Source organism: Bradyrhizobium sp. S3.12.5 (assembly GCF_040548225.1).
GTDB lineage: Bacteria > Pseudomonadota > Alphaproteobacteria > Rhizobiales > Xanthobacteraceae > Bradyrhizobium > Bradyrhizobium cytisi.
In genome coordinates this window covers 112,813-134,398 of sequence record NZ_JBEPRF010000011.1, presented here as the reverse complement: position 1 = coordinate 134,398, position 21,586 = coordinate 112,813, and the positions used below count along the sequence as shown (strand labels likewise).

Annotated in this window: 18 protein-coding genes and 1 pseudogene; 6 read left to right on the top strand and 13 right to left on the bottom strand. The window is 64.9% G+C overall.

Features of this window, described 5'->3' with window-relative positions; all coding sequences use genetic code 11:
- The first annotated feature begins 34 nt into the window (after positions 1–34).
- Entirely contained in the window at positions 35–1,243 is a 1,209-nt protein-coding gene (locus ABIC09_RS18015) for an MFS transporter (RefSeq protein WP_354110075.1), read from the top strand.
- Here ABIC09_RS18015 and ABIC09_RS18010 read toward each other — a convergent pair.
- The 8 genes and pseudogenes from ABIC09_RS18010 to ABIC09_RS17975 all read right to left on the bottom strand — a co-directional run bounded on the left by ABIC09_RS18010 (position 1,238) and on the right by ABIC09_RS17975 (position 10,476).
- On the bottom strand, positions 1,238–2,464 hold the full coding sequence (locus ABIC09_RS18010) for a BaiN/RdsA family NAD(P)/FAD-dependent oxidoreductase (RefSeq protein ID WP_354110159.1): 1,227 nt from the start codon (positions 2,462–2,464) through the stop codon (positions 1,238–1,240). The two genes, ABIC09_RS18015 and ABIC09_RS18010, sit on opposite strands and share 6 nt — an antisense overlap.
- On the bottom strand, positions 2,461–3,378 hold the full coding sequence (locus tag ABIC09_RS18005) for an SDR family NAD(P)-dependent oxidoreductase (RefSeq protein ID WP_354034027.1): 918 nt from the start codon (positions 3,376–3,378) through the stop codon (positions 2,461–2,463). Before ABIC09_RS18005 ends, ABIC09_RS18010 begins: the two co-directional genes overlap by 4 nt.
- 119 nt (positions 3,379–3,497) lie before the next feature.
- Positions 3,498–3,977: a MaoC family dehydratase gene (locus ABIC09_RS18000; protein ID WP_354110074.1), complete on the bottom strand. Its 480-nt coding sequence runs from the start codon at positions 3,975–3,977 to the stop codon at positions 3,498–3,500.
- A gap of 6 nt (positions 3,978–3,983) precedes the next feature.
- Positions 3,984–5,699: an AMP-binding protein gene (locus ABIC09_RS17995; protein ID WP_354110073.1), complete on the bottom strand. Its 1,716-nt coding sequence runs from the start codon at positions 5,697–5,699 to the stop codon at positions 3,984–3,986.
- Positions 5,699–6,607, bottom strand: a pseudogene (gene mmsB, locus ABIC09_RS17990) (3-hydroxyisobutyrate dehydrogenase); the annotation flags it as partial. The gene ABIC09_RS17995 and the pseudogene mmsB, both read right to left, overlap by 1 nt.
- Positions 6,608–6,620: 13 nt before the next feature.
- On the bottom strand, positions 6,621–7,688 hold the full coding sequence (locus ABIC09_RS17985; RefSeq protein WP_354110072.1) for an enoyl-CoA hydratase/isomerase family protein: 1,068 nt from the start codon (positions 7,686–7,688) through the stop codon (positions 6,621–6,623).
- Positions 7,685–8,830: an acyl-CoA dehydrogenase family protein gene (locus ABIC09_RS17980; protein ID WP_354110071.1), complete on the bottom strand. Its 1,146-nt coding sequence runs from the start codon at positions 8,828–8,830 to the stop codon at positions 7,685–7,687. The genes ABIC09_RS17985 and ABIC09_RS17980 overlap by 4 nt, the downstream gene beginning before the upstream one ends.
- 149 nt (positions 8,831–8,979) lie before the next feature.
- Complete coding sequence (locus ABIC09_RS17975) at positions 8,980–10,476, bottom strand: CoA-acylating methylmalonate-semialdehyde dehydrogenase (protein WP_148749448.1); 1,497 nt, start codon at positions 10,474–10,476, stop codon at positions 8,980–8,982.
- Between the two features lie 98 nt (positions 10,477–10,574).
- Here ABIC09_RS17975 and ABIC09_RS17970 point away from each other — a divergent pair, with 98 nt between their 5' ends.
- Positions 10,575–11,483 (top strand): LysR family transcriptional regulator, encoded by a 909-nt coding sequence (locus tag ABIC09_RS17970; RefSeq protein ID WP_148749447.1) that lies wholly within the window; start codon positions 10,575–10,577, stop codon positions 11,481–11,483.
- A 114-nt stretch (positions 11,484–11,597) separates the two neighbouring features.
- Here the strand turns inward: ABIC09_RS17970 and ABIC09_RS17965 are convergent, their stop codons facing one another.
- The gene (locus tag ABIC09_RS17965; RefSeq protein WP_354110070.1) at positions 11,598–12,218 is read right to left on the bottom strand and encodes a TetR/AcrR family transcriptional regulator; all 621 of its coding nucleotides are present in this window, start codon (positions 12,216–12,218) and stop codon (positions 11,598–11,600) included.
- A 59-nt stretch (positions 12,219–12,277) separates the two neighbouring features.
- Entirely contained in the window at positions 12,278–12,817 is a 540-nt protein-coding gene (locus ABIC09_RS17960; RefSeq protein WP_354110158.1) for a PaaI family thioesterase, read from the bottom strand.
- Between the two features lie 154 nt (positions 12,818–12,971).
- On the opposite strand from ABIC09_RS17960, the gene ABIC09_RS17955 reads away from it, so the two are divergent.
- The 3 genes from ABIC09_RS17955 (at position 12,972) to ABIC09_RS17945 (ending at position 16,478) form a co-directional block, all read left to right on the top strand.
- Positions 12,972–13,742 (top strand): enoyl-CoA hydratase, encoded by a 771-nt coding sequence (locus ABIC09_RS17955; protein ID WP_354034014.1) that lies wholly within the window; start codon positions 12,972–12,974, stop codon positions 13,740–13,742.
- A 129-nt stretch (positions 13,743–13,871) separates the two neighbouring features.
- Positions 13,872–15,068 (top strand): acetyl-CoA C-acyltransferase, encoded by a 1,197-nt coding sequence (locus ABIC09_RS17950; RefSeq protein WP_354110069.1) that lies wholly within the window; start codon positions 13,872–13,874, stop codon positions 15,066–15,068.
- Between the two features lie 114 nt (positions 15,069–15,182).
- A complete protein-coding gene (locus tag ABIC09_RS17945; RefSeq protein ID WP_354110068.1) occupies positions 15,183–16,478 on the top strand; it encodes an MFS transporter in 1,296 nt (431 codons plus the stop codon).
- On the opposite strand, the gene ABIC09_RS17940 is transcribed toward ABIC09_RS17945, so the two are convergent.
- The 3 genes from ABIC09_RS17940 to ABIC09_RS17930 form a co-directional block, all read right to left on the bottom strand.
- On the bottom strand, positions 16,475–17,878 hold the full coding sequence (locus tag ABIC09_RS17940; RefSeq protein ID WP_354110067.1) for a carbohydrate porin: 1,404 nt from the start codon (positions 17,876–17,878) through the stop codon (positions 16,475–16,477). The genes ABIC09_RS17945 and ABIC09_RS17940 overlap by 4 nt on opposite strands.
- A gap of 22 nt (positions 17,879–17,900) precedes the next feature.
- Positions 17,901–18,920, bottom strand: a complete 1,020-nt coding sequence (locus tag ABIC09_RS17935; RefSeq protein ID WP_354110066.1) for a transporter — start codon at positions 18,918–18,920, stop codon at positions 17,901–17,903.
- Positions 18,921–19,031: 111 nt separating this feature from the next.
- A complete protein-coding gene (locus ABIC09_RS17930) occupies positions 19,032–19,814 on the bottom strand; it encodes an acetoacetate decarboxylase (RefSeq protein ID WP_148749441.1) in 783 nt (260 codons plus the stop codon).
- Between the two features lie 220 nt (positions 19,815–20,034).
- Here ABIC09_RS17930 and ABIC09_RS17925 point away from each other — a divergent pair, with 220 nt between their 5' ends.
- Positions 20,035–21,231 (top strand): patatin-like phospholipase family protein, encoded by a 1,197-nt coding sequence (locus tag ABIC09_RS17925; RefSeq protein WP_354110065.1) that lies wholly within the window; start codon positions 20,035–20,037, stop codon positions 21,229–21,231.
- The last annotated feature ends 355 nt before the right edge of the window (positions 21,232–21,586 follow it).

Here is a 21,586-nt window from a genome sequence, read left to right as displayed (position 1 = left end):
TAAAGAGGGACCCGCATCCAGCCCGCGAGGCCCCATGACCCTCTCCGAAACCACCAAGCTCGCATCCCGAAAGCAACTCGCCGAGCGACCGCTGATCTGGCTCGGCGCCATCACCACCGGCGTGGTCGTCACCAATTTGTTCGCGCCGCAGATTCTCGTTGGACTGATCGGCCGATCCCTGTCCATGACCACCTCGCAGGCTGGCCTCGTCAGCACGCTGACACTGCTCGGCTATGCGCTCGGATTGCTGTTGCTGGTACCGCTGGTCGATCTGATCGAGAACCGGCTGCTGATCCTGCGCACGCTCGGCTGCGCGATCCTCGCCGCGCTGGCAACCGCACTCGCGCCAACGCCCTCGCTGCTCCTGACCGCCACCTTCGTCCTCGGCGCGTCCTGCGCCGCGATCCAGATGATGGTTCCACTCGTGGCCTCGATGGTGGCGCCAGAGCGTCGCGGCCAGGCCATCGGTGAAGTCATGAGCGGATTGATGATCGGCATCCTGTTGTCCCGACCTGCCGCGAGCCTGATCGCCGATCTCTGGAGTTGGCGCGCCTATTATCTCGCCTCAGCGATCCTGATGACGTTCCTCGCCGGTGCGCTCGGCCGTTATCTGCCGACGCTGCAACCGGCGGCCCGCGTCGGCTACGGCGAACTGCTGCGCTCGTTCCCAAAATTGCTGCGGGAAGAGCCGGTACTGCGCGTGCGGGCCTGGACCGCATCGCTGGTCATGGCATCTTTCACCGCATTCTGGTCCGCGGTCGCGCTGCGCCTGCCGGAAGCACCGTTTGCGCTCGACGCCAAGGGCATAGCTGCTTTCGCGCTGATCGGCGCCGCGGCGACGCCGCTTGCAGGCCGCTGGGGCGACAAGGGCTGGGCACGTCCGCTGTTCTTCGCCGCACATCTGGGCATCATCGGCTCGCTCGCGCTCTGCGCCTGGGCCGGTACGATGGAATCGCGCGTGGCGGCTCTGCTGGTGCTGAGCCTCGGGACGATCCTGCTCGACATTGGCATCACCGCCGACCAGACGCTCGGCCGCCGCGCCATCAATCTGCTGCGGCCCGAGGCGCGCGGCCGCATCAACGGCCTGTTCGTTGCGCTGTTCTTCATCGGCGGCGGTATCGGCTCAGCGGCGGCCTCGCTGGCCTGGAGTTTTGGCGGCTGGGCCGCGGTCTGTGTGGTGGCGGCGAGCTTTGGTGTGCTCGGTTTCCTCACGGATGTCGTGACAAGGACGGGGACGTCATGAACAGGAGGACGCAAGCCACTCCAACACGCCCCTGCCCGCCGCCGCACCGGTCGCAAACGACGCCTGCAGTAGATAGCCGCCGGTCGGCGCTTCCCAATCCAGCATCTCGCCGGCGGCGAACACGCCGGGCAGTTTGCTCAGCATGAAATGCTCGTCGAGCTGATCGAAGGCAATCCCACCCGCGGACGAGATGGCGCGATCGATCGTGGCAACACCGGTGAGCTGAACCGGGATCGCGTTCACCAGATGCGCGAGCTCCGCAGGCGCAAGCGCCGCCAGCGACCGGCCAGACGCAATGGCCGCTTCTTGCATCAACCCGATGCCGACCGGCGACAATTGTGCCGCCTTGCGCAAAAAGTTCGCCAGCGATTGCTTGCCGCGCGTGCCCGACAGCCGCCTGGTCAGCGCGTCGGCGTCGAGATCGGGCCGCAAGGCGATCGTCAACGTCGCCCGTCCGATCCCCAGCACCGCCTCGCGCAGCTCTGCCGACAGCGCGTAGATCGCGCCGCCCTCGATACCGCTGCGGGTGATCATGGCTTCGCCGCGCACCGTGTGCGCACCGACCGTCAGCGCCACGCCCTTGAGCGGCTGGCCTTCGAACCGATCCCGAAACACGTCGGACCATGCGACCGTGAAACCGGAATTGGCCGGCCTGAGCTTCGAAACGGCAACGCCCCTGGCGGCGAGACAATCGACCCAAGCGCCATCCGAGCCCAGCCGCGGCCAGCTCGCGCCGCCGAGCGCGAGCACGGTTGCTCTCCGGGCGATGGCACGCGCGCCATCGGGCGTTTGAAATTGGAGCCGGCCCGCCTCGTCCCAGCCGGTCCAGCGATGCCGAAACGCGAATTGCACGCCGGCCGCATCCAGCCGCCGCAGCCAGGCGCGCAGCAAGGGCGAGGCCTTGAACGTTCTGGGAAACACCCGTCCGCTGCTGCCGACGAAGGTCGGCTGCCCAAGTGCCGCGCTCCAGTCGCGCAGCGCATCCGGCGGAAACGCCTCGATCGCCGCGCGCAGATCCGGCATTGCTTCCCGGTAGCGCGCAAGAAAATCCGCCAACGGCTCGCTGTGCGTGAGATTGAGACCGCCACGGCCGGCCATCAGGAATTTGCGGCCTGCGGACGGCATGGCGTCATAGACGGTGACGCGGGCGCCACCCGACACGAGCGCCTCCGCCGCCATCAGCCCGGCGGGACCGGCACCGATGACGGCGACGTCAGTCAGAGCTTGATCCCCGCCCGCGCAGCGGCCTGCGCCACATACTTCTGGGTCTGCTCGAACGCACCCGTCAGCGCTTTTGCCTTCGACATGTCGCTGATCTCGGCGAAATGCGCAGCGATCGCGTCGGGGGTCCAGTCGGACTCCGGCAGATTGATGCCTTCGCTCTCCACAATCTTGATCACGGCGAAGGAGCCGGCACCGGCGCCCATGATGGTACGGGTCGGCGCGTCCTCGCTCAGCATGTACTCGACGGCGGGCGTGATCGCGTTCGGCTTCATGAGCTGCAGCGCCTGCGGCGGCAGCAGCTCTTCCGTCATGCGGGTGGCCGCGGTCGGCGAGATGATGTTGACGCGGATGTTGGTCTTGCGGCCCTCTTCCGCCAGCACGTTCATCAAGCCGACCATGCCGGACTTGGCCGCGCCGTAATTGGCCTGGCCGAAATTGCCATAGAGGCCGGAGGACGAGGTCGTCAGCACGATGCGGCCGTAATTGCGGTCGCGCATGCCGGCCCAGACCGCTTTGCAGCAATAGAAGGTGCCGACGAGATGCACGTCGAGCACCTTCTGGAAATCGGTCGCTTCCATCTTGCCGAACGACTTGTCGCGCAGGATGCCGGCATTGGCGCACATGATGTCGACGCTGCCCCACTCCTTGGTGGCGCGCTCGACCATGGCGGTGACCTGCTCGAAATTCGAGACGTCGGCGCCGTCGGCCATCGCGGTGCCGCCGGCCTTGCGGATCTCCTCGACGACGGTCTCGGCCGGCGAGAGGGAGCCGCCGCTGCCGTCACGCGCGCCGCCGAAATCATTGACGACGACTTTCGCGCCGCGGCTCGCCAGGCCCAGCGCATGCGCCTTGCCGAGACCATTGCCCGCGCCGGTGACGATGGCGACGCGTCCGTCGAACCTGATTGCCATGGGTGTGCTTCCTGGATGTGAGGCGTCATGACCGGGTCCTCACCCGGCCATCTATCAAAATCGAGAGGGTTTTGAGCAGCGATGGAAGGCCGGGTCAAGCCCGGCCACGTCCGGCTGACTTACGCGAAATAGATCAAGCCTAGCCAATCGGCGACCAGCGCGGGCTTGTCCTCGCCTTCGATCTCCACCGTCACGCTGGTACGGGACTGCAACTCGTTGGGCTTGCGCAGCTTGGCTTCCGCCAGCACGAAACGGCCGCGGACGCGCTTGCCCGAGCGGACCGGCGAGATGAAGCGCAGCTTGTCGAAGCCGTAATTGACGCCCATCGTGGTACCCGCAATCGCCGGCATCACCTCGTAGGACATCACCGACATCATAGACATCGTCAGGAAGCCGTGCGCGATGGTGGTGCCGAAGGCGGTTTCCTTCTTGGCACGCTCGGGGTCGACATGGATGAACTGGCGATCCTCGGTCACCTCGGCATAGCTATCGATGCGGGGCTGATCGATCAGGTGCCAGGACGACACGCCGATCTCCTTGCCAACCAGGGCCTGATAGGCTTCCAGCGTGATCGGCGGCTTCTTCCAGATTTCGTTCATGTCGCGTCAGGTCTCACTTCTTGTTTTCGGCAACTCCGGAAAATCCTCCTCGCGGAATTCCCGGCCGCGCAGCGGATCGTTGCGATCATCGTCGCGTTCGAGCCGTCGTAGCTGCACGCGGCGGATTTTGCCAGAGATCGTCTTCGGCAGTTCGGTGACGATTTCGAGGCGGCGGATGCGCTTGAATGGCGCAAGCCGCGTGTGCAGGTGCCTGAAGATGGAGAGTGCTGTCTCCGGCGTTCGCTCGGCGCCCGAGGTCAGCAGCACGAAGGCCTTGGGGATCGCGAGCCGGATCGGATCGGGGCTCGGCACCACCGCGGCTTCGGCAACCAGCTCGTGCTCGAGCAGCACGCTCTCCAGCTCGAACGGACTAATGCGATAGTCGGAGGATTTGAACACGTCGTCGGAGCGGCCGACGAAGGTGAGGTAACCATCCTCGTCTTCGAACACGACGTCGCCGCTGCGATAGAGCTCGCCTTCGGCGCCCGAGAGCTCGCCGTCATCGCCCTGATAGCCCTGCATCAGGCCAGCCGGACGGTCAGTGCCGAGCAGCAACGCCACCTCGCCTTCCCTGGCCGGATGGCCGTCGGCATCGCTCACCTGCACGCGAAAGCCCGGCAGCGGCCGGCCCATCGAGCCGACCTTGATCTTCTGCCCCGGCGAGTTGCCGGCGAGTGCGGTCGTTTCAGTCTGGCCGTAGCCGTCGCGGATGGTGAGGCTCCAGGCGGCCTGGACCCGGTCGATCACCTCAGGGTTGAGCGGCTCCCCGGCGCCGCAGACTTCGCGCAAGCTCACCTTGAACGACGCCAGGTTCTCCTGGATGAACAGCCGCCACACCGTCGGCGGCGCGCACAGCGTGGTGACGCCGCAACGACCAATGGTGGCGAGCAGACCTTTGGCATCGAAGCGCGGCTGGTTGACCACGAACACGGTCGCACCCGCATTCCACGGCGCGAAGAAGCAACTCCAGGCGTGCTTGGCCCAGCCGGGCGAGGAGATGTTGAGATGGATATCGCCGGGCTTCAGCCCGATCCAGTACATGGTCGAGAGATGCCCGACGGGATAGCTGCGCTGACTGTGCCGCACCAGCTTTGGTTTTGCCGTCGTGCCCGAGGTGAAATAGAGCAGCATCGGGTCGTTGGCCTTGGTCGGACCGTCAGCGGCAAAACTTTCCGGCGCTTTCGTTGCCTCATCATAGGCGAGCCAGCCGTCGGAGGCCGCGCCGACCACGATGCGCACGATGTTCTCGGCGTCGAGGCTTGTGAATTTCGCGACCTGGTCTTCGGCCGCCACCACCGCCTTGGCCTTGCCGCGATCGAGCCGGTCGCGCAGCTCATCCGCGGTAAGCAACGTGGTCGCGGGAATCACGACGACGCCGAGCTTCATCGCGGCGAGCATCGTCTCCCAGAGCGGGACTACATTGCCGAGGAGAAGCAGAAGATGATCGCCACGCTTCAGGCCCTGCGCGCGGAGAAAGTTGGCGACCTGATTGGAGCGCTTCGAGAGCGCCGCGAAAGACAGTTTGGTCTGCTTGTCCTGCGCGGCATCGACGATCCAGAGCGCGGGTCTGTCCTTGGCTTCCGCATCTTTCGCCAGCTCGTCGAACCAGTCGAGCGCCCAGTTGAAAGCAACCGGATCGGGCCAGCGGAAATCCCTGACTGCTGTCTCGTAATCCGTGCGGTTGTGCAGCAGAAACGCGCGCGCTTCCTGAAACGTCGTCATTAAGCTTTCCCGGTCAGCCCCCTAACGTGCTTGATAATTCCGGAAAAATCCACCCCGCCCTGACCCGCCCTGTCGAAGGCCTGGTAAATCTCCTGCGCGTGCTGGCCGAGCGGCGTTGCTGCGCCGGCGGCCTTCGCAGCGTCCTGCGCCAGGGTCAGATCCTTCACCATCAGCGCCGAGGCAAAGCCCGGCTTGTAATCATTGTTGGCGGGCGAGGTCGGCACCGGGCCCGGCACCGGGCAATAGGTCGTGAGCGACCAGCACTGACCCGACGAGGTCGAGGCGACGTCGAACAGCGCCTGATGCGAGAGCCCGAGCTTCTCAGCCAACACAAACGCCTCGCTGACCGCGATCATGGAAATGCCGAGGATCATGTTGTTGCAGATCTTCGCCGCCTGGCCGGCGCCGCTGCCGCCGCAATGCACAATCTTCTTGCCCATATTTTCCAGCACCGGCTTGGCCGCAGCGAACGCGCCCTCCTCGCCACCGCACATGAAGGTGAGCGTCGCGCCCTTGGCCCCGCCGGTGCCGCCGGAGACCGGCGCATCGACCGAGAGCACGCCATGCCTAGCCGCGAGCGCATGCGCCTGCCGCGCACTCTCGACGTCGATGGTGGAGCTGTCGATGATCAGCGCGCCCTTGGCCATGGCGGGCACCACCTCGTTCCAGACGCCGAGCACATGCTTGCCGGCCGGCAGCATGGTGACGACAACGTCGGCGCCCTTGACCGAACTCGCGGCACTTTCGCCGATGCTGGCGCCGTCGGCCTTGGCCTGATTGCGCGAGGCCTCGGCGAGATCGAAGGCCACCACCTTGTGGCCGGCCTTGACCAGATTGGCGGCCATCGGGCCGCCCATGTTGCCGAGACCGATGAATGCGATCGTGGCCATCTCGATGTCCTCCCGTGATGCGTTTCGTTGATTAGTTGAACTTCAGCTCGTCGGCGCCGATCTCGGCAAGATATGGCGCGAGCATTTGCGGCGTCACATCCTCGATCCGCGGCGGCGACCAGCTCGGATTGCGGTCCTTGTCGATCACGGCCGCGCGCACGCCTTCGCGAAAATCGTCGCTGCGGAAGACTTCCAGCGCAGCGCGATATTCGCGCACCAGACACTGTTCCAGGCTCGACGCGCTGCGCGCCAGCCGCAAGAGTTTTAGGGTAACCACCATGCCGCGCGGCGATTTTTCGTTGAGCGTCTTGAGCGTCGCCAGCGCGAACTCCGAGCCATCGCGCTTGAGCGCCGCGAAGATGTCTTCCATACGGTCGAAACCGAATAACGCGTCGATGATCGGTTCTTTTGCGGCCACCGGCCCTGAGGTTTCGCCGGTTGCAACTCCGTTGATGAGCTTGGTGACATCAGCCGCAGTCACGCCCTCACGAACCTTCGTCAGCGCCGCGCGCAGCTCAGGCCATTTCGCCGCAGGCACCACGGCATCCGCAAATTTTGCATGGATCGCGTCGGGTCCGTTCATGGTCTGGCCGGTCAGGCCGAAATAAGTGCCGATCTCACCCGGCGAGCGCGACAGCAGCCAGGTGCCGCCGACATCCGGGAAGAAGCCGAGCCCGACCTCGGGCATCGCAAGCCTGGTACGATCGGTGACGATTCGATGGCTGGCATGACCGGACAGGCCGACGCCGCCGCCCATCACGAGGCCGTCCATGAAGGCGACATACGGCTTCGGATATTTCGCGATCCGCGCATTCATGACGTATTCCTGGCGCCAGAACCGCGCGCCGAGGTCGCCGCCTTCGCGCGAGCTCTCCCAGAGGCCACGGATGTCGCCGCCGGCGCACAGGCCACGTTCGCCGGCGCCTTCCAGGATGATCACGGCGACTTCACGATCGGTCTCGAAGCGGTCAAGCGCAGCATCGATGCCCTCGGACATCTCCAGCGTCATGGCATTGATCGCCTTCGGACGATTCAGGCGGATCACACCAGCCGCGCCCTCGCGGCGAACGATCAGGTCGCCCTCTTCCACCGAACTCATCGCGCGCCCTCGATCAGTTTGCGCGCCACGATGAGCCGCATGATTTCGTTGGTGCCTTCGAGGATCTGGTGCACGCGCAGATCGCGCACGATCTTCTCGATACCGTATTCGCTCAAGTACCCGTAGCCGCCGTGAAGCTGGAGCGCGTGGTTGGCGACCTCGAAGCCGACATCGGTGCCGAAGCGTTTTGCCATCGCGCACAGCATGGTGGCGTCGGGGTCTTTGCGGTCGAGCGCGGCAGCAGCGCGCCACAGGAAAGTGCGCGCCGCTTCCAGTTCGATCGCCATGTCAGCGAGGCGGAACTGCAGCGCCTGGAATTCGTCGAGGCGTTTGCCGAACGCCTTGCGCTCTTTCATGTAGCTGCGCGCCTTGTCGAGCGCGGTCTGCGCGCCGCCGAGCGAGCAAGCCGTGATATTGAGGCGGCCGCCATCGAGGCCGGCCATCGCGATCCTGAAGCCGACGCCCTCCTCGCTGAGCCGGTTGGTAACAGGCACGCGGGCGTTCTCGAAAATCACGGCGCGGGTCGGCTGCGCGTTCCAGCCCATTTTGCGCTCATTGGCGCCGAACGAGACGCCCGGCGTCTTGCCGTCGATAACGAGGGTCGAGATGCCGCCGGGGCCATCGCCACCGGTCCTGACCATCACGACCAGGAGATCGGTGCCGCCGGCGCCGGAGATGAACTGCTTCTGGCCGTTGAGCACATAGTGATCGCCGTCGCGCACCGCGCGGGCGCGCAACGCGGCCGCATCCGAGCCGGCGCCCGGCTCGGTCAGGCAGTAGCTCGCGATCAGCTCCATGGTGCAGAGCTTCGGCAGCCATGTGTGGCGCTGGGTGTCGTTGCCGTAGGCATCGATCATCCAGCTTGCCATGTTGTGGATAGAGATGAAGGCCGAGGTGGTCGGGCAGCCCGTCGCCAGCGCCTCGAAGATCAGCGCCGCGTCGAACCGCGTCATGGCGGAACCGCCGACATCCTCGCGGATATAGATGCCGCCCATGCCGAGGGTGGCCGCCTCGCGCATCACCTCGACGGGGAAATGCTTCTCCTCGTCCCAGCGCAGCGCGTGCGGCGCGATCTTTTCCGCCGCAAACGCCAACGCCATATCGCGAACCGCGACCTGATCCTCGTTCAGAGCGAACTGCATGCTGGGTTGCTCATTTTTCTCTCGTCATTGCGAGCGAAGCGAAGCAATCCAGACCGCCTCCGCGGAAAGATGCTGGATTGCTTCGTCGCACCAGCGCAAAATTGCTTCGCAATTTTGTCGCGGGCTCCTCGCAATGACGGCCGAGGAGATTACTTCATCAGCGGGATCGAGAACTCCGCACCTTCCTTGACGCCGGACGGCCAGCGCGAGGTCACCGTCTTGGTCTTGGTGTAGAAGCGGATCGAGTCCGGACCGTGCTGGTTGAGATCGCCGAAGCCCGACTTCTTCCAGCCGCCGAAGGTGTAATAGGCGATCGGCACCGGGATCGGCACGTTGATGCCGACCATGCCGACATTGACCTTGGCCGCGAAGTCGCGCGCGGCGTCACCGTCGCGGGTGAAGATGGCGACGCCGTTGCCGTAGTCATGGTCGGACGGCAGCGCCAGCGCTTCCTTGTAGTCGTGCGCGCGCACGACCGAGAGCACGGGGCCAAAGATCTCTTCCTTGTAGATCCGCATGTCCTTGGTGACGTTGTCGAACAGCGAACCGCCGAGATAGAAGCCCTTCTCGTAGCCCTGCATCTTGAAGCCGCGGCCGTCGACGGCGAGCGTCGCGCCTTCCTTGATGCCGATATCGATGTAGCTCTTGACCTTCTCGACCGCCTCGCGCGTCACCAGCGGACCGTAATCGGCGGACGGATCGATCGAGGTGCCGATCTTCAAGGACTCGACGCGCGGGATCAGCTTTTCCATGAGGCGGTCCGCGGTGGTCTTGCCGACGGGCACGGCGACCGAAACCGCCATGCAGCGCTCGCCGGCCGAGCCGTAACCCGCGCCGATCAGAGCGTCGACGGCCTGATCCATGTCGGCATCCGGCATGATGACGGCGTGGTTCTTGGCACCGCCGAAGCATTGGCAGCGCTTGCCGGTCTGGGCGGCGCGCTCATAGATATATTGCGCGATCGGCGTGGAGCCGACGAAGCCGACGGCCTTGATATCGGGATCGTCGAGGATGGCGTCGACGGCTTCCTTGTCGCCGTTGACGACGTTGAGGATGCCGGCCGGCAGGCCCGCCTCGATCATCAGCTCGGCAAGCATCATCGGCACGCCGGGATCGCGCTCGGACGGCTTGAGGATGAACGCGTTGCCGCAGGCGATCGCGGGCGCGAATTTCCACATCGGGATCATCGCCGGGAAGTTGAACGGCGTGATGCCGGCGACGACGCCGAGCGGCTGGCGCAGCGAATAGATGTCGATGCCGGGGCCGGCGCCTTCGGTGTACTCGCCCTTCATCAGATGAGGGATGCCGCAGGCGAATTCGGCGACTTCGAGACCGCGCTGGATGTCGCCCTTGGCGTCGGGCACGGTCTTGCCGTGCTCGCGCGCGAGCAACTCGGCGAGCTTGTCGTAGTCGCGCTGCACCAGCTCGACGAATTTCGTCATGACGCGGGCGCGCCGCTGCGGGTTGGTCGCGGCCCACTCGGGCTGTGCTGCGCGCGCGTTCTCGACGGCGGCGCGGACTTCGGCCTTGGACGCCAGCGCGACCTTGGCCTGGACATCACCGGTCATCGGCTCGAAGACGTCGGCGGTGCGGCCCGAGGTGCCCTTGACCTCCTTGCCACCGATGAAATGTCCGACTGCGCGCATGGAATGAACTCCTTCAGGCCTGATCCGCTTTGACAAATCCTATCGACCTGCATTTTATAGGATTCAAGTCTGAGATAATGCACCATAGATGTGCGAAAATGCTGGATCAAGGTCACATCGACTGGGACGACTTCCGCTTCGTGCTGGCCATCGTGCGGGGCGGCTCGGTGTCGGCTGCGGCAAAACAGCTCGGCGTCGACCATGCCACGGTGATCCGCCGTGTGGACCGGCTGGAAAAGCACCTCTCAGCCAAGCTGTTCGACCGGCGCAAGACCGGCTACCTCCTCACCGAGGCCGGCCAGCGCGTCGCCGACAGCGCCGAGGCGATGGAATCCACCATCGTCGCCAACCAGGAGCAGGTCGGCGGCTCCGTGGCACGACTGACCGGGACAGTGCGGATCGGCGCGCCTGACGGGTTCGGCACCGCCTTCCTGGCACCGCGGCTGGCGCCCTTCGCCGACCGCTATCCTGATCTCGATCTGCAACTTGTAGCCACCGCGCGGCTGTTCAGTCTCTCCAAGCGCGAGGCCGATATCGCGATCAGCCTGACCATGCCGAAGGAAGGCCGCATCGTCGGCCGCAAGCTGCTCGATTACCGCCTCGGGCTCTATGCCTCGCCGGCCTATCTCGACCGTTTCCCGAAGATCGCCTCGCGCGAGGTGCTGCCGCAGCACCGCTTCGTCGGCTACATCGAGGAGCTGCTGTTCACGCCCGAGCTCGATTATCTGCCGCAGGTGTCGCCGCGCATCTCGGCGCGCTTTCGCAGCGCCAATCTGATCGCGCAGCTCAACGCCACGCTATCAGGCTTCGGCATCGCGGTGCTGCCGCATTTCATGGCGAGCGACTATCCGCAGCTTGTCGCGGTGCTGCCGGAGGAGGTTTCGATCACGCGCACGTTCTGGATGCTGATGCACGCCGACAGCAAGGATCTCGCGCGGATCAGGGCGGTGGCGGATTACATCGGCGAGATCGTGGAGCGCGAGCGGGCGTTGTTTGCGGGGCGATAGACGCGGCTCCCGTAGGGTGCGGCAAAGCGAAGCGTGCCCACCATTGCCAAACGCGAACGCGGAGAGATGGTGGGCACGGCGCAAGAGCGCCTTTGCCCACCCTACCGCACCGCTCTAGTTCTGCTTCTTCTTGGCCGGTGCAGCCTTCGCAGGCTCACGCTTCGCACCCTCAAGCGCGCTGTCCTTCCCGGCCCTCAGCACCTCGTCCGACAGCTCGCTGGAGCCGGCGATCCGCGCCAGCAGCATGGTACCGGCCATCGTGGCCAGCGTCGCGATCGCCTGCTTGCGCGCGGCCTTGCGCGGCAAATTGGGGATGAAATCGGTGATCATCTCGACCATCTCGTCGAGCTTGCCGGCAAAGGCTTTTCGCGTCTTCGGGCTCTCGCGGGCGATCTCGGCGCCGAGCGCGGGGATCGAGCAGCCGTGGCCGGGATTGTCGCGGTGCAATATGGAGAGATAGGTCTCAACGATCTGGGCAAGCTGCTTTTCGGGCGCGACCTGATCGGACTGCTTGCGCCAGTGCTCCATTGCGCGGTCCATGGCGTAGCCGAAGGCCTCGATCACCAGCGCCTCGCGCGAATCGAAATGCGCGTAGAAGCCGCCATGGGTGAGGCCCGCCTCCTTCATGAGGTCGGCGACGCCGATGCCGTGGGCACCCTTTTCGCGCAGCCGCACGGACGCCTTCTTCACGATGCGGTCGTGGGTTTCCTGCTTGTGTTCCCGGGAATAGCGCATGCGGCTCTCATTGGATGTCGGAGGTCATCTCATAACACGAATATCGGTCCGGCGGCGCATTAATTCCCGGTAAAATTGTTGCCGATCATGGAAAAGGTTGCAGTTGCATGGACTGCGAGGGCGCCTTTGCCGTCGCGCACGAAGCCTTCGGTGTAGCTGCTCTGGCGCCCCAGCTTGATGATCTTGCCTTCGGCCGAGATCAGCCCCGACCGGACCGAGAGCGGACGCAGAAAGGTCATTTTCAGGTCGAGCGTCACCGACGACTGCCCGGCCTCCAGCCGCGTGGAAATCGCGCAGCCCATGGCGGTGTCGAGGAGCGCGGCGGCGGTCGCCCCGTGCAGGAGGCCGATGGTATTTTCGAGATCCTCGCGCGGCTCCAGTTCCATCACGATCCGGCCCGGCTCGACCACGGCCATGACGAAACCGATCAGCTTGGCGAAGGGTGGGGGCGGCAGCCAGCCGTCGCGGATGCCGCGCATGGCGTCGATGCCGGAAAGGCCCATGGCCGCTTTCGCAACCGGCGCCGGCACCTGCCAATCCACCACGCGCTCGCGCCGCTGCGCTGGCGAAAACAGGTCGAGTTGAGCGAGTTTGGTCATGTCCATCCCTTTGTATGATAAATATCATACTATGCTGCGGACTTCGCGCTGGCAACTCCACCGCCCATCCCCGCTTGACAAGCAATGCATTTCGGCCCGGAAGTGAACCCGACCGGTGCGGCCGCGCGCATCCACGAAACTCAGAGATCCCACGATGGAAATGCTCAACAACCACTGCGGCGTGACGCGCGATGCCCGTGGCGTCGTCCATGTCGCGATCTGCAATGCCGGCCCGCTGAATATTCTGGGATCGCCCGTGACCGATGCAGTGCGCGAAGGCCTGCAAAAGCTTGCCAGCGACCGCAGCATCCGAATCATGGTGCTACGCGGCCAGAGCGAGAAGAGCATGATCGGCGGCGCCGACATCAAGGAGATGGCCAAGCTCGACCAGACATCGGCCGAAGCGTTCATCAGCCGCCTGCGCGATCTCTGCGAAGCGGTACGCCACTTCCCGGCCCCCGTGATCGCGCGCCTGCCCGGCTGGTGCCTCGGCGGCGGGCTCGAAGTCGCCGCGGCCTGCGATTTCCGCATCGCCGCGCATGATGCGCATTTCGGCATGCCGGAGGTGCGCGTCGGCATTCCATCGGTGATCCACGCCGCGCTGCTGCCGCGCCTGATCGGCTGGGCCCGCGCGCGCTGGCTGGTGATGACCGCGGAGAATATCGACGCGCCGACGGCGCTGGCCTGGGGCCTGATCGACAGAATCGCGCCGGCCGGCGGACTGGATGCCGAGATCGAGCATCTCGTGAACGCGCTGCTCGAATGCGGCCCCGAGGCGCTGCGTTCGCAGAAGGCGCTGCTGCGGCAATGGGAGGAGCTGCCATTGACGGAGTCGGTGAATTTGAGCGTCAAGGTGTTCGGCGAGTCGTTTCTGACGGACGAGCCCACGCGGCTGATGCAGGCGTTTGTGAACCGGAAGCGGTAGCGACTCCTCCGTTCGAACGACCAATTCTCATCCAATCCACGACAATTTCTCATGCTCGCGCGGTTGCATTTTTTGCGCCGCATCATATGATGACCATAATCTCAGTCGCCATCGCCAGGGAGTCTCGTCATGGCCGAAGCCGCCGATCCCGTCGTCATCGTCTCCGCCGCCCGCACCCCGCTCGGCCGCTTCATGGGCGAGTTGTCGCCGCTTGCCGCGCACAAGCTCGGATCGCACGTGATCAATGCGGCGCTGGAACGCGCCAAGCTCGCGCCCGAGAGAGTGGATGAGGTGTTCATGGGCTGCGTGCTGCCGGCCGGCCAGGGCCAGGCCCCCGCGCGCCAGGCTGCACGTGGCGCGGGCCTCCCCGACGCGACCGGGGCGACCACGGTCAACAAGGTCTGCGGCTCCGGCATGAAGGCGACCATGCTGGCGCACGACATCATCCGCGCCGGCTCGGCCGAGATCGTCGTCTCCGGCGGCATGGAGAGCATGAGCAACGCGCCGTATCTTCTGGCGAAGGCGCGCGGCGGCTATCGCGCCGGCCACGACCGCATCATCGACCACATGATGATGGACGGCCTGGAAGACGCCTACGAGACCGGCCGCTCCATGGGCGATTTCGGCGAGGCGACGGCCGAGGCCTATCAGTTCACCCGCAAGGACCAGGACGCCTACGCGATGGAGACGCTGAGCCGCGCGCGCAAGGCGGTCGAGGGCGGCGCCTTCAAGGCGGAGATCGCACCGATCACGCTGACCGAGAAGGCCGGACCGCGCGTGATTGCCAATGACGAGCACCCACTGAAGGTCGATCCCGCGAAGATTCCCGGATTGAAGCCGGCGTTCCGCGCCAACGGCACCATCACGCCCGCGGCCGCCTCCGCCAATGCCGATGGCGCCGCCGCACTGGTGCTGACGAAGCGCTCGCTCGCCGATCGTAACGGCCTGCCCGCACTCGCCGTGATCAAAGGGCATGTCACCCACAGCCAGGAGCCGCAATGGTTCACCACCGCGCCGATCCCGGCGATCCGCAAGCTGCTCGACAAGGTCGGCTGGAGCGCAGGCGATGTCGATCTCTTTGAGATCAACGAAGCGTTCGCAGTGGTCGCGATGGCAGCGCAGCGCGATCTCGGCATTCCCCGCGAAAAGCTCAACATCAATGGCGGCGCCTGTGCGCTCGGCCATCCGATCGGCGCCACCGGCGCACGGCTGATCGTGACGCTGCTGCATGCGCTCGAGGCCAACAACCTCAAGCGCGGCGTTGCGGCACTCTGCATCGGCGGTGGCGAAGCCACTGCGATCGCGGTGGAGCGCTTCACGCACTAGCGGCCGCGACGTCCTGAATTGAGGGAAGTCTCTCATTTCAGACCTCCCGTTTCCGTGCCAGATTACAACAATGACGCGGGTCGCCCGAAACCCGCCAACCTGGATTGAGGGGCAATGATCTCGAACTGGCTTTCGGCCGCACTCGGCCGTCGCAACATCCACTACGGCTGGGTGATGGTCGGCGTAACCTTCTTCGCCGCGCTGATCAGCGCCGGCACGGTCGGCGCGCCCGGCGTGTTCATCGTTCCGCTTCAGAAGGAGTTCGGCTGGAGCACTGCAGAGATCTCCTCCGCGCTCTCGATCCGCTTCATCCTGTTCGGGCTGATGGCGCCGTTCGCGGCCGCCCTGCTCAACCGCTACGGCCTGCGTAACGTCACGCTGACCGCCCAGCTCATCGTCGTCTCGGCGCTCGTGCTCTCGCTCGGCATGACAGAGATCTGGCAGCTCGTGGCGCTCTGGGGCGTGGTGATCGGCATCGGCACCGGCATGACCGCGCTGGTGCTGGGCGCCACCATCTCCACGCGCTGGTTTGCCGCGCGGCGCGGCCTGGTCGTCGGTATCCTGACCGCGAGCGTCGCCACCGGCCAGCTCGTGTTCCTGCCGCTGCTCGCAAGCCTCACCGAACGCTTCGGCTGGCGCCTTGCGCTCGGCTTCGTCTGCATCATGCTCGGCGTTTCTGCATTGGCAGTGCTGCTCGTGATGCGCGATCGCCCGAGCGATCTGGGCCTGCGTCCGTTCGGCGACGAAGGCACCGAGCCCCTGCCGGCACCACCGGTGAACCACGGCTCGATCACGGGTGTTGCGCTCGGCGCGCTGCGTGATGCCTCGAAGTCGAGCGCGTTCTGGATCCTGTTTGCAACGTTCTTCGTCTGCGGCGCCTCGACCAACGGCCTCGTGCAAGTGCATCTGATTCCGATGTGCCTCGATTTCGGCATCCCGCAGGTGCAGGCGGCGAGCCTGCTGGCGGCGATGGGCATTTTCGATTTCTTCGGCACCATCATGTCGGGCTGGCTGTCGGACCGCTATGACAACCGCTTCCTGCTGTTCTGGTACTACGGCCTGCGCGGGCTCTCACTGATCTTCCTGCCGTTCAGCGATTTCTCGTTCTATGGCCTGTCGATCTTCGCGATGTTCTACGGCCTCGACTGGATCGCGACCGTGCCGCCGACGGTGCGGCTGACCGCGCAGAAATTCGGGCCCGAACGCGCCAATCTGGTGTTCGGCTGGATCTTTGCCGGCCATCAGCTCGGCGCCGGCACCGCCGCCTTCGGCGCGGGCCTGTCGCGGACGCTGCTGCAAAGCTACCTGCCCGCCTTCTTCGTGGCCGGCGCGCTCTGCGTGTTCGCCTCGCTGATCGTGCTGGCACTGTCGCGGCAGCCGAAGCCGCAAGCAAAACCCGCGATGGCCTAGTACCTGATCGTGGTGGTGACGCCGAACACAGCGGCGTCACCGATCCGCGACACGCCGGTCGGATCGTTCGGGTTCGGGATGCCGCCCGACGGTCTGAATACATATTGGAAGTAAGGCGCGATCAGCCAGCCCGGCCTGATGTGCGCCTCGTAGATGATTTCGAGCAAGGCCTCGCTGCTGCGCACCGGGCTCTGGATGCCGTTGAAAAACTGCGTATCGACGTCGAGGCTTCGTGCTGCGCCCGAAATCCGCATATAGGCCACGCCGATCCCGAACCGGTCGAGCGGACGGCCGGGCGTGAAGCCGACAAAGCCGACGCCGCCGTCCAGATAAAGATCGATCCGATTTCGGTCGGGCGGACTGTAGGCGATGCGGCCGAAGGCGGTGACGCCGGGGATCGAGGCCGACACGGTCTTTTCGGTTTCTGTCCCAGGCGGCCGCCAAAGGGCCTGCTCGACGACCGCATAGATTCCGTAATTGCCGCGAAGCTTCGCCGGAATGCCGGATCCGGTAGGGTCTGCGAGCGAGAAGCCGTCGGCCGTGAAGCGCTGACTGTCGAAATCGCCGAAATGATACCAGCCTCCGGGTGTGACATTGCCGGCAAGCGTGCTTCCGCCGATGTCGACATGATAGTCGAAGTGGACCTGCCCGATCAGCCAGGGCGGATCGTTGACGCGAAACGCCAGACCATGATTGTCGCGCGTCTGCGGATCTCCGCCACCGGGCGCGGCTGGATTGCCGTTGAACACCGCTCCGAAGACGGTGACGTTGTCCGCGACCTGAGCCTTGACGCGAATACCGGGCACCGCGATCGGCGGCGCCGGGCCGCCGGCCGGAAGGTTGGAGGCCTTGATCGCGGGCCAGCCAAAGGTGCCGTTGATGAAGAGGTCATCGGTCTGGCTGTCGAAGAACTCGACGTCGGCCGCCTGCTGGCCGGCCCTGATGTTCAGCCGGTCGTTGAAGAAGCTCTGCTCGAAATAGGCGTTGTAGAGCCGCTGGTCGGGCAGCGCCTCGATCTCGCTGATGGTGGCGAGATTATAGATGTAATTCCGGCTGAGCCCGCGACCGTAGATGATGTAGCCATTGGCAAAGATGCGGCCGCCGGTCCAGCCGACGAGCTTGTCGAGATCGGCGTCGACCGAGAGATCGAGCCGGCCGAAATGGATGGCGCCGCGCGAGACGCCGCCCGAGACATTGCCGATGTTGTCGGCAATGTAGGTCGCGCCGAAATTCAGCCCCTTGTTGGCGAGACCGTCATGCCACTCGTTGAACCATTTTGGGAACAGCCAGTCGGCAGCGCTCTCATCCTTGGCGCCGGCGAACGCGCCGGTGCTCGCGAGCAACATCGCCGCGATCACGACCGAACGTCGCAACGCAAATGTCTGGGCAATCCCACTCACGGCTGACACCGGCTTGCATGCGCTACTTTTTGAAGATGCCGGTGCGCCGCATGAACAGGTAGGCAAGGCCGATCGAGCTCACCATCAGCGCCGCCGCCCAGAGGAAGCCCTCGTCCACGTCGGTGAGCGGCAGGCCCTTGGTGTTCATGCCGAAGATGCCGGTGATCAGCGTCGGCGGCAGCAGCAGCGTCGTCACGATCGAGAGCGTGTGGAGGTGCTTGTTGCTCTCCTCCTCGTTCTTGAAGCGCAGCTCCTCTTCGAGCAGGCGGCTGCGCTCCCGGAGCTCGACGATGTCGTGGTCGAGACCGTCGAGCCGCTGGGCAAGCTTGCCGGCCTGGATGCGCAAGCCGGGCGACAGATGATCGGTGTTCTTCTGGTCGAGCCGATGGAACAGCACGCGCAGGCCGGTGAGCTGGCGGTGCAGCCGCACGCAGGTCCGGCGCAACCTTCCGAGCGTGCGGCGCATCTCCGGCTTGGCGTCGTCGGCGAGAATGCGTTCCTCGATGCCGTCGATCTCCTGGCCGAGCTTGTCGGCCATCCTGTCGAGCGTGTCGGCGACCTCGTCGACAATCTTCTCCAGAAGATGGGCGACATTGTCGACGCGATAACCGCCTTCGAGGACGCGCCGCGTCGCATCCGCCGAGCACAGCGCCTGATGGCGGCCCGAGACCAAGAGATGCTCGGTCATTGCGAAGCGCAGGAACGCGGTCTCTTCCGTAGCAGCATCGATGTCGCGGACGAGATCGGAGAACACGCCGTAGACGCAATGGTCGATGACGTGAAGCTGCTGGAACGTGTCGCTCGACAACAGAAGATCGCGCGCCAGCGGCGGCAGCTGTGACACCGCGATCCACGGCCGCACGCGACCATCTGTCAAATTGAAATGCAGCCAGAGCCGGCCATCATGGCTGAACTCGATCGGCTGGTCGATCGGCAGCGCCTCGGCGCTGCCGTCCCCATGCAAACGAAACGCCCACACCAGTCCAGGAATGACAGGCGCGACATCCGATGCCGCGCTGACAAGCTTTGCCGGCTCAGCCATGCTAACCCCAAATTATTGCAGCCCAATCCCGGGCGACCGTTACTGGCCTCCTCCGGGTCCTCCGGTGCAGTCAATTACGCCAGTGTTACAGTTTGATGATGGCGCGCCGCCCTACTCCGCCGCCAACCCCGTCGCAGCCTCAGTCTCCGCTTCCTTGATGTAATCGTGCACCACGCGGCCGAACGGCAGCGTCAGGTCGGCGATGTAGTGATGCGCGCCAATACAGCGGCGGACCGGAAAATCCGCGACCGGGGCGTTGACGTGCGGCACCAAATGCAGCCGGCCGGGACCCATCCAGGAGCCCTTCGGCACGATGTCGATCAGGTTGATGGCGACGAGCTGACAGACCTCGAGATTTCCGTCGACGCCCGGGATCATCTTCAGATTGATCTGCGTCTTCGACAGCGTGGCGCGGGTGAGATCGCCGTTGCCGGCCATGCTCTCGTGCTTGTAGCCCATCGTGCCCATGGCGACGAGCTGGCCGGCATATTCAAGCGTGCCCGTCAGCGTGTCCTTGACGATCTCGAGTTTTGGATGGGCGTACTTCTTGGGAAAGCCCCAGATCTCGCGGCCGGCCGCGATCGGCGGATCATCGTCGAGATACATCTGCGAGACGAAGTTGACCTCCTCGCCGTGCAGCCGCGCTGGAATCACGAGGCCGGACTCGGTGTAGCTGCCGAAGCCGGAGGAGTCCGGCATCTTGATCCATTCGTAGTGCACGATCGGCTGGTCGATCGGCTCCAGCGGCTCAGGCAGGCCGGCACGGATCAGGTCCGGATCGGTCTCGTAGGTGATGACCAGGAATTCGCGGTTGACGAAGCGGTACGGCCCGGCCGGATAGCTCGGCCCGGCGGCCGGCATGGACGGAAGCCTCAGCAAATCTTCCCTGCGCATCGCTGTCTCCTCTGGTGATGCTGTGATGTCCGGCAAGTTCCGACTTTACCCAAATTGCTAGCCGCCGTCATTGACTGCGATGTGACCGATTTCCGTCAGCCGCACGACCTCCTGCCATTCCCGCCCCGACTGACCTGCATGCAAAGGATGCATCGGCCGGCTTTGTCATCACGCCGTCACCACCGGCCGCAATCGTCCAATGAAGGCAGGAGGCATCATCATGGACGCCCGGACGTCGCAGGCGACACAGACGTCGCAACAGACACATCAGACCCGCCAGCCGCCCGCACGGGGCTGGCGGCCGGAGCGCTGCGACCGCGTCGCGCTGGTGCTGCAAGGCGGCGGCGCGCTCGGTGCCTACCAGGCCGGCGTCTACCAGGCGCTGGACGAGGCCGGCATCGAGCCCGACTGGGTCACCGGGGTCTCGATCGGCGCGATCAACTCGGCGATCATCGCCGGCAACAGGCCGGAGAAGCGGCTCGATGCGCTGCGCGTGTTCTGGGAGCGCATCACCAATCGCAAGATCTGGCACTACACACCCGACGGCGACATTTTCCGCCAGTGGCGCAACCTCTACAGCTCCTGGATGACGTCCGCGATGGGCCAGCCGGGCTTCTTCACCCCGCACCAGGTCAATCCCTGGTTCAGCGCCGTCGGTGCCAGAACCGCGACGAGCTATTATGACACGGCGGCACTCAAGGCGACCTTGCTGGAGCTCGTCGACTTCGACCTCATCAACGAGAAGAAGATCCGCTTCGCGGTCGGCGCGGTCAACGTGCTCTCGGGCAACTTCATCTATTTTGACAACGCCCATGACGAGATCGAGCCGGAGCACATCATGGCGTCCGGCGCGCTGCCTCCGGCGCTGCCGATGGTGCGGATCGGCACCGATCATTTCTGGGACGGCGGCATCGTCTCCAACACGCCGCTGCAGCATCTGCTCGACCAGGAGGACGCGATCAATTCACTGGTGTTCCAGGTCGACCTGTTCAGCGCGCGCGGCGTGCTGCCGCGCTCGATCCAGGACGTGATGGCCCGCCACAAGGACATCATGTATTCCTCGCGCACCCGCCACAATACCGACGTCTACCGCCGCACGCATAATCTCAAGGTGCTGCTCTACAAGGCGCTCGCGAAGATTCCGGACGAGCAATTGTCCGACGAGGATCGCAGCCTCAAGACGAGCCTGCGCAACATGCCGGAGATCGCGATCCTGCATTTGATCTATCAGCAGAAGGCCTATGAGGGCGACGCCAAGGACCACGAATTCTCTGGCACCTCGATGCGCGAGCACTGGACGAGCGGGTACGAGGACACCAAGCGCACCCTGAAGCGCCGCGACTGGATCAAGATGCCCGACGAAGGCATGGGCCTCGTGGTGCACGACGTGCACCGGGAGACGGAGAGCGCGTCGTAGTCCTATTCTCCTCGTCATTGCGAGCCTGATCGAGCGTGGAACGAGAGCTGCCTCCCATCGTCATTGCGAGCGCAGCGAAGCAATCCAGAGTCTTTCCTCGGAGACAGTCTGGATTGCTTCGCTGCGCTCGCAATGACGGAGTATGACGCATCGTTGCGCTCACCCAATTCGCATTTTCGCTTGCAGACACACCTTCGCATCCTCGCGGCTCATTTCGCCCGAGCTTTGCTCTCATCTTCGCGCCCTTCTGATGGAAAGGGCACAGGGAAGGCCGGGCGCCGGCTGGCACCCGCGTCCCGTGTGCGGAAAAACGCGCACGGGGTGGACAACAGGTGACGCCGGAACGCCCGGCCTT

Excerpts from the sequence above, each read along its gene's own strand:
- ABIC09_RS18015 (WP_354110075.1), top strand. The coding sequence starts at position 35 with ATGACCCTCTCCGAAACCACCAAGCTCGCATCCCGAAAGCAACTCGCC.
- ABIC09_RS18005 (WP_354034027.1), bottom strand. The coding sequence starts at position 3,378 with ATGGCAATCAGGTTCGACGGACGCGTCGCCATCGTCACCGGCGCGGGC.
- ABIC09_RS18000 (WP_354110074.1), bottom strand. The coding sequence starts at position 3,977 with ATGAACGAAATCTGGAAGAAGCCGCCGATCACGCTGGAAGCCTATCAG.
- ABIC09_RS17995 (WP_354110073.1), bottom strand. The coding sequence starts at position 5,699 with ATGACGACGTTTCAGGAAGCGCGCGCGTTTCTGCTGCACAACCGCACG.
- ABIC09_RS17985 (WP_354110072.1), bottom strand. The coding sequence starts at position 7,688 with ATGAGTTCGGTGGAAGAGGGCGACCTGATCGTTCGCCGCGAGGGCGCG.
- ABIC09_RS17980 (WP_354110071.1), bottom strand. The coding sequence starts at position 8,830 with ATGCAGTTCGCTCTGAACGAGGATCAGGTCGCGGTTCGCGATATGGCG.
- ABIC09_RS17975 (WP_148749448.1), bottom strand. The coding sequence starts at position 10,476 with ATGCGCGCAGTCGGACATTTCATCGGTGGCAAGGAGGTCAAGGGCACC.
- ABIC09_RS17970 (WP_148749447.1), top strand. The coding sequence starts at position 10,575 with ATGCTGGATCAAGGTCACATCGACTGGGACGACTTCCGCTTCGTGCTG.
- ABIC09_RS17965 (WP_354110070.1), bottom strand. The coding sequence starts at position 12,218 with ATGCGCTATTCCCGGGAACACAAGCAGGAAACCCACGACCGCATCGTG.
- ABIC09_RS17960 (WP_354110158.1), bottom strand. The coding sequence starts at position 12,817 with ATGACCAAACTCGCTCAACTCGACCTGTTTTCGCCAGCGCAGCGGCGC.
- ABIC09_RS17955 (WP_354034014.1), top strand. The coding sequence starts at position 12,972 with ATGGAAATGCTCAACAACCACTGCGGCGTGACGCGCGATGCCCGTGGC.
- ABIC09_RS17950 (WP_354110069.1), top strand. The coding sequence starts at position 13,872 with ATGGCCGAAGCCGCCGATCCCGTCGTCATCGTCTCCGCCGCCCGCACC.
- ABIC09_RS17945 (WP_354110068.1), top strand. The coding sequence starts at position 15,183 with ATGATCTCGAACTGGCTTTCGGCCGCACTCGGCCGTCGCAACATCCAC.
- ABIC09_RS17935 (WP_354110066.1), bottom strand. The coding sequence starts at position 18,920 with ATGGCTGAGCCGGCAAAGCTTGTCAGCGCGGCATCGGATGTCGCGCCT.
- ABIC09_RS17930 (WP_148749441.1), bottom strand. The coding sequence starts at position 19,814 with ATGCGCAGGGAAGATTTGCTGAGGCTTCCGTCCATGCCGGCCGCCGGG.
- ABIC09_RS17925 (WP_354110065.1), top strand. The coding sequence starts at position 20,035 with ATGGACGCCCGGACGTCGCAGGCGACACAGACGTCGCAACAGACACAT.